Here is a 13,802-nt window from a genome sequence, read left to right on the forward strand (position 1 = left end):
TCGGTCGGACACCGGGCATTTCCCGTCGCATTCCGCCCGGGACACCGGCGGTGGACCGGCAGGTGTACGGCGCCGGGTCGCGACTCCCTCAGACGGGCCCACAGGTCAGCAGCAGTGGCAGCAGCGGTGCCGCCACGGACGCGGCGGCGGCGGGCCAGGCGGCCCGGCCCGCGCCGGCCTGTGGGGTCAGAATGCGGTGCAGCCGGATCAGTACGCTCTGGCCGCCCGCGCCCAGCGCGCCGCGCGGTGCCCGCCCGGCCGCGACCTCGCACATGGCCGAGGCCAGCGCCGTACGCGAATGGGAGCGCAGGGCGCGGTCGTCCGCGGCCATTTCGAGGAGCAGCGCGGTCTGTTCCCTGGCCAGGCGGGCGAGCGGCAGACCGGGGAAGGCGCGGGCGAAGCCCTTGGTCGCGACCTGGAGCAGATGGTGCCGGCCCCGGAGATGGGCCTCTTCGTGGGCGAGCACCGCCCTCAACTGCTCGCCGCTCAGCGCCTCCAGGGCGCCCCGCGTCACCACGATCCGGCGGTCCCGGCCGGGCAGGCAGTACACGGCGGGAACCGGGTACTCCACGACGGTGGCCCCGTAACGGGCCGACTCCGTACCGATCATGGCGAGCAGACCGGCATGGCTCCGCCGTTCGCGGCGCGCCTGCCACGCCGTGTGGGCCAGCCGGCCGAGCGGGAGGAGCACCATCGCGGCGGGCGCCGCCAGCGCGCCGGCGCCCGGGGCGGGGGCGGCGGGGGCTCCCGCGCCCAGACCACAGGCGCTGAGCAGTCCGGTGAGACCATCGTGAACATGCTGGTCGGAGAGGACCAGGTGGTACGCGGCGAGGGCGGCGGTCACCACGAAGGCCAGCGTCAGCCCCTGCCAGGCCAGCAGGGCCGCCACGGGTGCCCGGTGCGCCCACCGGGCCCTGGCCAGGGCGTACGGCACCACCGCGCCCAGGAGCAGGGCGTACCCGGCCAGGGCGACCGCGGTGATCACGAACCGCCCGGCCGCTTGGCGGACCGCAGCGCGGCCCGCAGCGCCCGCACCTCATCGGCCGAGATCTGCTCCACAAAGCTCAGCAGCACCCCCGCGGGGTCGGGGTTGCCCTCCAGGGCGTGCTGCATCCGGGCGGCCGTGTACTGCTGACGGCTGCAGGTGGGCAGATAGGCCCAGGCCCGGCCGTACTTCTCGCGGCTGAGCAGGCCCTTGGTGAAGAGGATGTCGGCCACGGTCTTGACCGTGCTGTACGCGATGGGCCGCTTCCGGTTGAGATCGTCCCGGACCTCTCGGGCCGTCGCGGACCGGCCCCAGGCCCAGAGCCGGTCCATGATCTCCGCCTCCAGCTCACCGAGCTGTCGCATGCCGGCTCCCTTCGACTCCGGGTATGGATGCGAGGGTATGGATGCGACTCTCAAGACCCCGGTTTCCGTGGCTGCTCATCGTAGTCGCCGGGGGTGCCGCCCCCGGCGTGCCCGGCCGGGCTCCCCGCCCGGGACTCGTCCTCGTACAACGGCGGTTGCCCGAGCACATGCGCCCGCCCCCAACGGCCGAGCGGCACCAGCGCGTCCCCGAGGGCGGCGCCGGGACCGGTCAGCGCGTACTCGACCCGTGGCGGGACCTCGTCATAAGCCTCACGGACCACCACTCCGTCCGCCTCCAGCTCGCGCAGCTGAGTGGTGAGGACCTTCTCCGTGACACCGGGGAGCATCCGGCGCAGCTCGCCGAAGCGGCGGGGGCTCCCCTCCAGGGCCCACAGGATCAGCACCTTCCACTTCCCGCCGGTCACATCCATGGCCGCGTCGATCCCGCAGTGGTACGCATCCGGCCCGCCCGGCCTGCCCACGGTCACCATCGTCGTCCGCCTCCCCGAAGTGGACGCCCACCTCGGGGAAACCACCCACTTCAAAGTGGGTACTTGTCGCCACCGGGCGGTGCGGCCAGCCTGATCGTCATGTCCCACAACACTTCTGAGACCACTTCACCTTCCTGCACCTGCGCCCCGTCACTCTCGATTCTCGGCCTCGGCCGCATGGGCACGGCACTGGCCCGCGCCTGGCTCGCCGCCGGCTGCTCGGTGACCGTCTGGGAACCGCACGGCGAGCCGGGCGGACGCCCTGGTGGCCGAGGGCGCGGCCCTCGCGCCGAGCCCCGCGGCGGCGGTCGCGGCGAACACTCTGGTCGTCACCTGCCTGCTGGACGACGCATCGGTCGGCCGGACGCTGGAGGACACCGCCTTGGCCGGCAAGGACCTGATCGACATCACCACCGGCACTCCGGGCGAGGCGAGGGCCCGCGACGCGTGGGCACGGGCCCGCGGGGCCCGCTTCCTGAGCGGCGGGATCATGGCCGTGCCGCCGATGGCGGGCGTCCCGGAGGCGGGCGGCCATGTCCTCTACAGCGGGTCGCGGGAGGTCTTCGACACCCACCGGGACACGCTGGCCATCCCGCTCGGCACGGAATTCACCGGCCCGGACGCCGGACACGCCGCCCTCCAGGACGTGGCCCTGCTGAGCGGGATGTACGGCGCGCTCGCGGGCATCACCCACGCCTTCGCACTGGTCCACCGGGAGGAGGGCATCGCGCTCAAGGACTTCGCACCGAGACTGGCCGACTGGCTGACATCGATGTCCGCCGCGGTCCACGAATTCTCCGGCCGGCTGGAGAGCGGGGAGCACGGCGAGGATGTCGTCGCCTCGCTGTCCATGCAGGTGGCGGGGGTCAAGACCTTCACCGGCACGGCGCGCGAGCAGGGCGTCAGCCCCGAACTGCTGACCCCCTACTTCGACCTGATGAAACGCCGGGCCGCTGCGGGCCGCGGCGACGAGGGGGTGACGGGCCTGACGGAACTGCTGCGAACGGACCCGGCCGCCTGACCCGGCCTCCGACCCACGTGGCCTCCCGCGGCGGCCATCGCCTCCGGAAAAACGAAAAACCCCAGGTCACGGCGAGTGAGTCCTGAGGTTCTTCAGAGCCGCCTTCGGGATTCGAACCCGAGACCTACGCATTACGAGGGCCCACAAGATCATCCCGACTGGTGCCGGGCGGTGCTACAAAATCCCGTTTCCCCAGGTCAGCAATGTACGGCCCGGCCCCCACGTGCCACCCAATCCACCCTGTCCCACCCAGTCCGCTCACGCACCGCTCACGCAATTCCGTCGTCCCGGGCAGTCGGGCTGAGCTGCTTCTGGAGCTCCTCGATCCGGCTGCTCGTAGCAGCAGCACGCTGCTGCTGGCGGCGGAGCTGCTCCTCCGCCTTGGTCAGCTCGGCAATAACACGTGCCTGCTTCACCTCACTCCGGGCTGCCTCCACACCATCGTCGGTATATGCGGGTCCGAGCCGCTTGCTCTCGACAACCCCGCGCCGCGTCTGACACTCCGGGCAGTCGACCACTCGCCGAACGTAGGTGTTCTCCCGGTGCTGGATGAAGGTGGTTACGTGATCGCAGGTGAGGATCAGCTCCCAGGTATCCAGGTCCTTCTTGCGGTCCTCGGCGGAGGGGAAGGTCTGAAAGAGTCGAGTGAGCTTCTCGATCTGCGCCGGCCCCATCGGTGGCGGCGGACAGCATAGACAGCAGTGCCTCACGCGCGACCCGCCTGTGCCCCAGCGGCCACTTTTGCAGTCTGGGTGCAGCTCCCGGAACCGCTCTTCCATGACGTCGTAGTCGCGCTTCTCCTCTTCGGTGAGGTACATGAGCCCCGGCCAGCTCCCCAAGCCGTCATACATGGGTTCGCCACATCCCCGACATGGCACCCCAGCCTTGTATTCGTCCCAGGTGAGCCGTGTACCTTCACGCGCCCATGCTTCACGCCGCTCGGTGTCCCGGCGATCCTCCTCCTCGACGGCAAGAGCCTCGCGGCGCGCTCGCGCAGCTGCACGCTTCGCCTTCTGCTCATCAGTGAGCTTGGCCATCGATTCCCCTCGGAGGGCACGACGCGTACGGGGGCCTACAAGGCTAGTGCGCCTGTGCGGCCGACGGGGAAGATACAGGACCGAACACACAACCCGTGACGCAACGATCGACCCTTCACCCTAAAGCGTGATCCGACTGCCCATCAGGCCCGTGCTGCGACCTCACAAGGAACCATCCACCACAGAAGATCGGTTAAGAAGGCCCAACGGTGGTGGACCCCACGGAACGTTCGCTTCGCAGTCGCCTCGCTGCCCACCTCGGCTGGGCAAACACAGTAGACCGTCCCGCCCGCACCGAAGCGGCACGCAAATCGCGAGTCCCGCTTTCTGAGCGAGGCTCGAAAACTCCACCCCACGGGTACGCCAAAGCAGATCGATGACGCCGCCCAGTCGCTGCGCAAGGCGCACCACGCGAGGCTCGCCCTCCTGTCCGCGCAGGCCAGGCGGGCCAGGAAGGCGACCAATGGGAAGTGAAACGGACTTGCCGGAAGGCGGCCCGAAGCATCGCTACACCCATCCCGAGGCTGCCGAGGTCCTCCGCGTCAGGGAACGATGGCTCCGCGACAACATCAGGCGCCTGCCTCACTGAGGGAAGGGCGTCACTATGACCTTCTCTGAGGCCCATCTGGACGCGATCCAGACTTGGTTGGCTAGAAACCGTCGCTAAGTAGCCATCCTCATGTTCTGCGTATTGGAACTATCAGTTGGCTACGGTAATTTGATCACCCGTTAGTCGGCCCAGGTTGGGGACCCATGGGGGCCGAGGGGGAGGAACCAGGGCATGGCTTGTCCACGTCCAGCGGGTTGGCTTGGGGCCAGTCTCATCAGCTGGGTTCCGGCGCACCTTGTCGCAGACGCATAACCATGCAGCCCCAAGGCATGTTTGAGCGCGGCCAGCGGGTACGGGTCCGAGCCGTCGGCGTCCCGGAGTTCGCCACAGTCAGGTTCGCCCTGCCCGGAGACCACTCGGGGTCATGGGATCTCATCCTGGTCGATGACGATGACCGTCGGCACGAAGTGAATCTGGTAGCCGGGGATACTGAGACCGTGCGACCTCTCGTCAGCGACGGGCGAGCTGATTCCGCCCGTGTGCTGGCCGCGATGTGGACCCAGTGGATGAATGCCGCGGCGACCAACGCCGAGTCAAGTGCGATGGCAGCCACGCCGTTGAAGCCGTACGCGCACCAGACGACTGCCGTCTACGGAGCGATGCTCCCCCAACCGCTGCTGCGTTTCCTCCTCTGTGACGAGCCGGGTACCGGCAAAACCATCATGGCCGGCTTGTACCTACGTGAGATGCAGAGGCTCGGCCTGATCAAGCGGGCGATCATCGTGTGCCCGGCGAACCTCGCCACCAAGTGGGTCGACGACTTCCAGCGGTTGCTGGGCGGTGGGCTGCGACAGCTGACCTCGGCCACGGTGCGGGAGGACGCTCTCAACTCCAACGACCTGTGGGTGGTGTCGCTGGAATTGGCAGCGGTTAACCCCACAGTGCAAGACGCCATCCGGCCGGACAAAGCTGGCTGGGATCTGGTCGTCTTCGACGAGGCGCACCGATTGACTCCGACTGCCGCCGGATTCCACCAGGTCGGACGGCTGCTGGCCAAGAACACCCCTCGGGCGCTGCTGATGACGGCAACGCCGCACCGGGGCAAAGAGTGGCTCTTCCGACACTTGCTGCATCTGGTCGACCCAGAGATCTACCCGGATCCGGGCAACGACCCCAACATCGAGCTCAGTGCGCTGCGCCCGGGCCCCATCCACTTCCTGCGGCGAATGAAGGAGGACTTGGTTGACTACGACGGCACGACCCGATTGTTCAAGGGACGCACCGCGCGCAACCACAGCGTCCCGCTGTCGCAGACCGAGTATGGCTTCTACAGAGCAGCCCTAGATATGGTCGACCGGTTCTTCCCCCCGGTGGCGCAGCCGCTTGCCCGCATGGTCTATGCCAAGCGAGCAGCCTCCAGTCTCTACGCACTGGCTGAGACGCTACGCCGGCGGCATGAGCACATGGGGGCGATGAGCGAGGCGGAGGCGGCGTTGATCGCCGACCGCGAGGATCACGGTGACGAGGCCGAGGTCGATGAGGCAAAGGTGATTCACACGGTTTCAGCCTCGACCAGGGCTGAGCGGACCGCGATTAACAGCCTTCTGCAGCAGATCGAAGCAACGGTCAGCGACTCCCACTGGCAGCCGTCGAAGTGGAAGCGGCTCACCGACGACTGCATGGGCGCGCACAGAATTCACCCTGGGAACGGTGAACAGGCCGTTGTCTTCACCGAGTACGCAGACTCGGCCGAGTGGATCGCCCGGCGGCTCCAGGCCCAGGGATACACGGCCCAGCTCTACTCCGGCCGCCAAGGAAGGACCGAGCGCGACGCAGTGCGTAAGGCATTCATGCGCGGCGAATTCCAGATCATCGTCACCACTGACGCTGGCAACGAGGGTATCGACCTGCAGGCCGCGCACGTGCTCGTGAACTACGACATCCCGTGGTCTTTGGTCCGCCTCGAACAGCGGATGGGACGCATCCACCGCGTCGGTCAGCAGCGCGACGTCTACCTCTACAACCTGGTCGCCACCGACACCCGGGAAGGCAAGACCCTGCTCCGCCTCCTGGACAACTTTGTTACGGCTGCGAACGAGCTGCGCGGCCAGATGTTCGACAGCCTCTCGGTGGTCGCCGAAATCACTGGCGTCGACTACGACAAGTGGCTGTCGGACCTCTATGGCAACGACGAGCTGAAGAAGCAGCAGGCCATCGACGCCGCCCAGGCGGTCCAAGCGCAGGAACTCAGCCGGGCAGCCCGGAAGGTTCGGGACAACGAGCGACGTCTGGCCAGCCAGGTGGACGCGGTCGCCGCACTGACACTGCTTCAGCGTGATCTGTTCGCACGCATCAACCCGGCCATCGTCGAGGCATACCTCGACCGGCTCGCGGCAGCCGGCGTGCTGAAGTCCGCTCCAACCGCAGCCGGGCCCGGGTTCCGGCGACTCTCCCTGAGTGGCAAGGCCACGTTTCCGGCCACTCTGGGCGGACGAAACGAGGTTCACGTCGCCACCAGCGGGGACGTGGTGCGCGAAGCCTCGGAGAGCATCGACATCGGTGACACTGTCACCCTTGGCCCCGGTGAGCCCGGCTTCAGCGACCTGATCAACACAGCCGAGCACAACCTGGCCGAGGACCTGTACCGGTCCGGCGCCGCATCCGACCCCACCAGCCTCACCCCGTACGACTTGTACGCGTACGAGGCGACGATGACCGAAAGCAATGGCAAGCGCGCCAGCGTATGGGCCACCTTGATCAAGGTAGATGACAGCGGCAATGCCCGCCCGGTCCGATGGGAGTCCCTGGCCAACCTCGTGCCCACCGACGAGAACGGCGGCTCACCGCATCCGGCCCGGGAGGGGCACGCGCTCACAGCGGCGCGCGAGGTGGCCGCCGCAACCGTCGCCGAGCACCGGAGGGTGCGCACCGACTGGTTCGCCCAGGCCCGCCGCGATCTGACTAACCTGCCGCTAAGCCTGACCGACCGTATCGATGACCGTCGTGCCCGCCTTGAACTGCGGCACCGGCTTCAGACCCAGACCGCTCAGCGGCTCGAAGAACTCGAGCGGCTCGCTGACGTGCAGCTGACCGAACCCAAGCACGTGGGTCGAATCCGGGTCCTGGCCACCGCCGACATGAGCGTCCAGGCTGAGATCGACGCCGAGCTGGTCTCCATGCGGCGCGTGCAGCAGCTCCTTGAAGAGGATGGCTGGACGGTGGCCGACGTTCACACCGAGGGCCGCGGTTACGACTTGGAGGCCCGCCGTCACAGCCAGGTTCGCCATGTCGAGGTCAAGGGCGTGCTCGGCAGCGCGGCCGGCGACGGCATCCGGATGACAGGCAACGAAGTCCTCATCGCGACCCAGCACCGCAAGGAGTACTGGCTCTACGTCGTCGACCAGTGCGCCGACGGCAAGGGCCGATTCTTCGGCGCCTACCAAGACCCCGCCACCCTCTTCGCGAACGTCATGACCGGGAACGCGGTGTTCCGTGTCCCGGGCAGCAGCCTCAAGAACGCCCCCGGGAGCAACGCATGACCCGAATGATTGAACGCTGGTTCCCCTGTGCCGAGGTATCGGCGAATAGTTCAGCGGGATGGGGAAGCGGTGCGACCGAGATCGGGCTGTTTCCGTGGTTCGCAAAGCGTCCAGTCGCACAGGCCAAGGCTGCGGTGGTCTGCTCGCTGCTGCCCTGGCCGGAGGATCAGGCTGAGCAACAGCGCCTTCAAGAGCTAGTACACAGGGCCATGTCCGGGCGCTACGGCGCCTGGCAGATGCTCCACGACGAGATCCTCAAGGCGAACCCTGGGGGCGCATCAGTCCTGGACCCGTTCAGCGGGCGCGGAATGATCCCGCTCGAAGCGGGGCGGCTCGGGCTTGAGGCCCACGGTGTCGACTACAGCCCGGTCGCGGTACTGGCTGGCACACTCCTCACAGACTTCCCTCTCCGGGACTGGTCACAGGAGCCAAGTCTGCCGTTTGCCGAGGAAAGCGACACCCTCTACGACGACCGCCCCAGGCTGCTTGTTGACGTGCGCGCGACTCTCGATGAGGTGGGACGCCGTTGGACGGCAGCCATGTCGGACTACTACCCCGAGGTCAACGGCAAACGGCCCTGGGGGTATCTGTGGGCCATCGCCATACCGTGCCAGGAGTGCGGCAACCGGTTTCCTCTGGTCGGCTCGTACGAGCTGCGAAGGCGGAGTCAGAAGCGCGGTCGCAAGGGCGCTCCGCCTGTCATGGATCCCGGCCAGTCGTTCTACATAGAAGCCGACCCGGCTGCCGGCACCTGCGCTGCGGTGGTGCACGAGGGCCCTCCAAGGCGCACTCCAACACTGACGCGTGCTCGTACGGCTGAGGGTCGTACGCTGCCGGGGAAGTCTGCGATCTGCCCCTTCTGCAGTCATGTGCACCCGCTCGATGTGCATCGACGACTCACCGACGAGAGGCGCGCCACAGACATGCTCCTGGTGGTGGCCGACCACTCGGACGACTCAGGCAAGGAGTACCGGGAGCCCACCGAGGCGGAGCTCACAGCTGTCGCCGCAGCGCCCGCAGCACTACATGCACTGTCCGACCCGAGTCCGTTTCTGCGTGCCGTGCCAGACGAACGGATCGCGCCGGGCAACAACAACATCATCGGGCCGTCCATATACGGGGCGCGCACCTACGGCGATTTCATGTGCGATCGGCAGACCCTGGCCTTCGTCATGCTCACCCGGTCCATCGCCGAGGTTGCCGACGAGCTCATACACAAGGCAGGGGTGAGCTCTGACTATGCCCGAGCGCTTAGCGGATACGCCGCGTCGGTCGTCGCCCGGAAGCTTCGGCGGGCTACCCGTGGGTGCACGATCGACATCAGTCGCGCAGGGGTTCACGACATATATGCAAATCAGGGATCAATCACGTTTTCACAGGACTTCTTTGAAGTAGGAATCGGCACCGGTGCGGGGTCGTGGTCGTCACTGTGTAAAAGCAGCCTGTCGACGCTCTCGAACCTGATGACCGACATCCAGGGGACGCCGGTCAACGTGACGCGGGGGTCCGCTACGTCGATGAACCTGCGGGACACGTCCATCACCGCTGTGGTGACTGACCCGCCGTACGACGAGATGATCGCGTATGCCGACTCCTCCGATCTGATCTACGCCTGGCTGAAGCGCGCCCTGCACAGCACCTGGCCCGAGCTCGTCGTCACTTCCGACGAACACGGCTGCCAGGAGAAATCGGAAGAGATCATCGTCAAGCGGGTCCGAGGAGAGGCGCCTAACGAGCACCGAACTCGCGAGCATTACGACACGATGATCGCCCGGGCGTTCGGCGAGATGCGTCGCGTGGTCCGCGACGACGGGCTGGTGACCATCGTGTTCGGATCCGGAGACCCGGAGGTCTGGCAGCGCCTACTCACGGCCATCGAGAAGGCCGGCCTGGTGATGACAGGGTCCTGGCCTGCGAACACCGAGGCCAGCAACCATCAGGGCAAGGCGAACATCGAGACCACCCTGACCATGACGTGCCGCCCCATGGCGCCCGGACGAACCCCCGGGCGCAAGGGCGCGGTCGAGGCCGAGATCAAGGCAGAGATCAAGCAGCGTTACCCGGACTGGGAGCGGTGGGGCTTGGCCCCTGCGGACATGCTGATGGCCGCTGCCGGACCGGCCATGGAGGTAGTCGGTCGATACAGCGAGGTCCTCGACGCCAAGGGCGAGCCCGTCGACATCTACACGTTTCTTCCGCTGGCGCGAGCGGCAGTCCAAGAAGCCATGGCCGTCGAGATCAACCACCAGCCTCTGGAGACCTTCGACGCTCGAACGCGGTTCGCGTTGTGGTGGATCACTCTCTACAACCGCCAGATCCGGGCGAAGTCCGAACTGCGCTGGCAGGCTCTAGCTTCCTCGCTCGACCTCGCAGCGATACGCGACCTGGTCCCTGATGCCGACAAGGGTGTGCGATTCATCGCTGCCCGCGACTACAAGGGCAAGATCGACGGGGATTCAACCGTCATCGACGTCGCCCTCGCGCTCGCAGCGGCCTCGGAGGACGGCCTGCAGGCCATGGGTCAGGTACTGGCGGACGCCGAGCACACACCCGACGACACCTTCCTATGGGCCGCAGTCCAGTTCCTCGCGGACCGACTGCCCGACAACGACCCAGACGCAGTCCGCTTCACCCGCGTGCTGCGCAACCGGGCCGGCGTAGTCAGTGCCACCGAGGCAGTCGCTGCGAACAACTACGAAAAATCCCAGCTCCAACTCATCGACGACGCCGAGTTGCGGCTCACGTGATGACGACCAACACCACCCCCATGATCCTCGTGTCCACCAGCCCAGGAGAGCAGCCATGACGACCAACGTGACGCCGTGGTGGAAGGCACTCAAGCTCCGCCAGGAGATCCACAGCGCTTCCGGGCAGATCGATGACGTACAGATGTCGCTGTTTCGAGCCGTTCACGCCACGGGAGCGGACCGGCCGCCCTATGCAGACGCCCACTACTACGGTGACATCACGCACCCGACCGAACGGCTCATTGACCTGCTCACGGAAATCGCAGTCCGCATCGGTGGTGGCGACGACTACTTGAAAGCGCGAGCGGTCACCCGGCTCGACCAAGGCATGGGCGGCGGTAAGTCGCACGCGTGCATCGGCGCCTACCATCTGGCCGCCAATCCAAGGGCACTGCTGGGAACCGAGCTCGGCAAAAAGGTAACCGAGCGCGCGAGGGCAAGAATCGGCAACCCGCTTGCCGACGGCCTCGGACGTCCGCATGTCGTCGTACTGCCCTGCGACAACATGACCCCAGGGGCCGGGGTACAAGAGCTCGACGGGCCAGCAGTCAACCTCTACGAGCGTTTCCTGTGGCGTCTATTCTCCAGGGACTACACCCTCTTCGAGCGCTACCGGCGGTTCTGGAGCGACAAGCACAAGATCGCTGAGGCCATCGGCGCCGTGAACCGACCCGTTCTGATCATCGTCGACGAGGTGCTCGACTACATCGGCAACGGACTGGACGGCGCAAACCAGACCGACCTGGCGGCCCAGGACATGGCGTTCCTACGGGCTCTCCTCGATGTCGTCAATGATGTCTCTCATGTCGCGATGCTGGTCGTAATGATCGCCTCCGACATCGACAAGACCGCGCTCTCGCCTGACGCTCAAGCCCGCCGCGACGACCTGAATAGCCTGCTCGACCGCAACGGCCTGCCGACCACCGTGACCGGCGTGGGCGACTTCGCCGACATCCTCCGCCGACGGCTGTTCGACGCTGAACCCGCCGGTGAGGTCCTCGCTGCGACTGCTGCGCTCTACGAAAAGGCGCTGACGGACAAGACCTGGAGCAAGCAGGTCTGGGACCCGATCGGAGCTGCGTGGCGCCGCAACTGGCGTGCAGAGATGACATCTTGCTACCCTTTCCACCCCATGCTGATGAGCCTGGCGCAGTCGGAGTGGAGCAAGGTCACCGGATTTCAACGAGTCCGGTCCACGATCCGCATCTTCGCCGCCACGGTATATGCACTGCAGCAACGCGGTAGGGCAGGCGAGTGGGTGCCGGCGCTCATTGGGCCCGGAGACCTGCCGCTGTCGGACAGCACCGTCCGAGAGGCGCTCCTGGGCAGTGGTCTGGTGGAGGACGACCGCACCATCGCGAACTATCGGAGTCTGGCCGAGATCGAGGTCATCAACCACGACGGCTCGTCAGGCGCCGCGCGCCGCCAGGACCTCGAGCGACAGTCCAGCACCTGGGGTACGAACAATCCCCGCGCGGCTGAGCGGGCGGCCACATTCATCTTCCTGGCGAGTGTCGTCGGCACCCTGCGCCCGGGGCGGGGCCGTGGAGCCAGTGCTCCTGAGGTCAAGGCGGCCACCAGCGTGCCGGAGGCCACGTACACCGTCACTGACGCCGATAGCGTCGTTGATGAGCTGGTCAATCCGAACCAAGGGATGAGCGCGCTCGACATCACTCCCGGTCAGGGCAACAACAAGCCGGCCCGCTACTTCCTCTCCACCCGGCTCACCCACCGCATGCTGGTGAAGAACATCCGGCGCACCATCACCGAGGCAGAACGCGACCAGGTCATCGCCGACATCGCGAAGAGGCTGGCCAGCAGCGGCCCATTCCGCGACCTGCAGTTCGTCCCGGCTGACCCTCAGCGTGCTCCCGCCGACGTCCTCGCCACGGCCGGCTTGGACACCGCCTACACCACCCGGCTCATCGTCCTCGACCCGGCGCAATACAGCCTGCGCAACGGCATGGAGAAGCCGACCCTCGAGGCACTCACCGTCGCCATGGGGCTCGGGCAAGGTGCGCAGCAGCTCCCCGTCCAGTGGGCCAGCAGCGCGGTATACGCCGTGGTGAACACCCAGCAGCGCGCCCTTGCAAGGAACTTGGCGGTGGAGTATCTGGCGAGGCAGAAGGCCCTGCAGGCGCCCGAAATTCAGAACGACGACGAACTCAAGGCTATCGGCGCCAAGGAGCTCGCCGAGGCCAAGACTCAGCTGGAAAGGGCGCTCAAGCGGGCGTACCAGCATGTCGCCTACCTGGCCCAGCCCGACCCGGACGGCGAGCGGTATCTCGACCAACTCACATTCGACAAGGACAACATCACCGCCCTCGACGGCATGCTCGTCTGGAAAGGCCTCGCTGCTCGGGACAAGGTCTTCGACACTGGCCAGTTCAGTGCCAAGGCTCTCCTTCACAACCTTCGCGACCACGACTACGGCAAGACCCTCTCCGATATCCGATCCGCCTTCTACAGCGCCCCACGATTGCCGCTGCTGTACGGAGGTGACCGCGACCTTCAGCAGGCGATCTACGACGCTGCCAACCAGGGCCTGCTGAGCATCGTCGACGGAGCGGGCACCGAGGTTGAGGTCACAGCACCCGGACAGGTCAACCTCGCAAGCACGGGCCTGCGCCTCGCCAAGCCACAGCTCAAGACGTGTACTGACTGCGACCAACCAGCTCACGAAGGTCAATGCTCCTTGAGCGCCGACGATTCCGTCGAGAACGGCTCGACGCGCAAGCGAGACAGCCCGGGGTCCGAAGAGCAGAGCGTGCCCCAGCAGCGGGAGGCCGATAGGCAGAGTTCGGACCAATCATCGAAAAGGGAGCAGGTCAGGGACCAGCAGGTCGCCTTCTCGTTCACCAAAAACCTTCTGGCCAACACTGACAGCGCCGACGGTTTTGCTGCACTCTTCAGGGCGTTCTACATAGCCTTGGACGAAAGACAGATCAGCTATCTGCAGGGCACGCTCCAGCTGGTCATACAGTCCGATGAAGCGGAACAGATCCAGCAGCGCCTGGAAGAACTCGGCATAAGCGGGACGTTCAAGGAGATCTGACGAGACCACCTA

General features: G+C 66.5%; 7 protein-coding genes and 1 pseudogene. 4 read left to right on the forward strand and 4 right to left on the reverse strand.

Features of this window, described 5'->3' with window-relative positions:
• Positions 1–88 precede the first annotated feature (88 nt).
• From AAFN69_RS00375 to AAFN69_RS00385, 3 genes are read right to left on the reverse strand one after another with little or no spacing between them, the layout of a single operon-like run.
• Positions 89–985: a M56 family metallopeptidase gene (locus AAFN69_RS00375; protein WP_347726171.1), complete on the reverse strand. Its 897-nt coding sequence runs from the start codon at positions 983–985 to the stop codon at positions 89–91.
• Positions 982–1,350 (reverse strand): BlaI/MecI/CopY family transcriptional regulator, encoded by a 369-nt coding sequence (locus AAFN69_RS00380; protein ID WP_347726172.1) that lies wholly within the window; start codon positions 1,348–1,350, stop codon positions 982–984. Before AAFN69_RS00380 ends, AAFN69_RS00375 begins: the two co-directional genes overlap by 4 nt.
• A 50-nt stretch (positions 1,351–1,400) precedes the next feature.
• On the reverse strand, positions 1,401–1,841 hold the full coding sequence (locus AAFN69_RS00385; protein WP_347726173.1) for a helix-turn-helix domain-containing protein: 441 nt from the start codon (positions 1,839–1,841) through the stop codon (positions 1,401–1,403).
• Between the two features lie 99 nt (positions 1,842–1,940).
• Here AAFN69_RS00385 and AAFN69_RS00390 point away from each other — a divergent pair.
• A pseudogene (locus tag AAFN69_RS00390) lies at positions 1,941–2,862 on the forward strand (NAD(P)-binding domain-containing protein).
• A 269-nt stretch (positions 2,863–3,131) separates the two neighbouring features.
• Here AAFN69_RS00390 and AAFN69_RS00395 read toward each other — a convergent pair.
• A complete protein-coding gene (locus AAFN69_RS00395) occupies positions 3,132–3,899 on the reverse strand; it encodes a hypothetical protein (protein ID WP_347726174.1) in 768 nt (255 codons plus the stop codon).
• Positions 3,900–4,946: 1,047 nt separating this feature from the next.
• On the opposite strand from AAFN69_RS00395, the gene AAFN69_RS00400 reads away from it, so the two are divergent.
• From AAFN69_RS00400 to AAFN69_RS00410, 3 genes are read left to right on the forward strand one after another with little or no spacing between them, the layout of a single operon-like run.
• On the forward strand, positions 4,947–7,988 hold the full coding sequence (locus AAFN69_RS00400) for a helicase-related protein (RefSeq protein ID WP_347726175.1): 3,042 nt from the start codon (positions 4,947–4,949) through the stop codon (positions 7,986–7,988).
• Positions 7,985–10,735 (forward strand): DUF1156 domain-containing protein, encoded by a 2,751-nt coding sequence (locus tag AAFN69_RS00405; RefSeq protein WP_347726176.1) that lies wholly within the window; start codon positions 7,985–7,987, stop codon positions 10,733–10,735. Before AAFN69_RS00400 ends, AAFN69_RS00405 begins: the two co-directional genes overlap by 4 nt.
• 55 nt (positions 10,736–10,790) lie before the next feature.
• On the forward strand, positions 10,791–13,790 hold the full coding sequence (locus AAFN69_RS00410; protein ID WP_347726177.1) for a DUF499 domain-containing protein: 3,000 nt from the start codon (positions 10,791–10,793) through the stop codon (positions 13,788–13,790).
• Positions 13,791–13,802: the final 12 nt, after the last annotated feature.

Origin of the sequence: Streptomyces sp. CAU 1734, assembly GCF_039888735.1 — a bacterium.
Taxonomy (GTDB): domain Bacteria; phylum Actinomycetota; class Actinomycetes; order Streptomycetales; family Streptomycetaceae; genus Streptomyces.

What these genes read in the sequence shown, in the direction of transcription:
- AAFN69_RS00385 (WP_347726173.1), bottom strand. Translation starts at nt 1,841, where the DNA reads ATGGTGACCGTGGGCAGGCCGGGCGGGCCGGATGCGTACCACTGCGGG.
- AAFN69_RS00405 (WP_347726176.1), top strand. Translation starts at nt 7,985, where the DNA reads ATGACCCGAATGATTGAACGCTGGTTCCCCTGTGCCGAGGTATCGGCG.
- AAFN69_RS00395 (WP_347726174.1), bottom strand. Translation starts at nt 3,899, where the DNA reads ATGGCCAAGCTCACTGATGAGCAGAAGGCGAAGCGTGCAGCTGCGCGA.
- AAFN69_RS00380 (WP_347726172.1), bottom strand. Translation starts at nt 1,350, where the DNA reads ATGCGACAGCTCGGTGAGCTGGAGGCGGAGATCATGGACCGGCTCTGG.
- AAFN69_RS00410 (WP_347726177.1), top strand. Translation starts at nt 10,791, where the DNA reads ATGACGACCAACGTGACGCCGTGGTGGAAGGCACTCAAGCTCCGCCAG.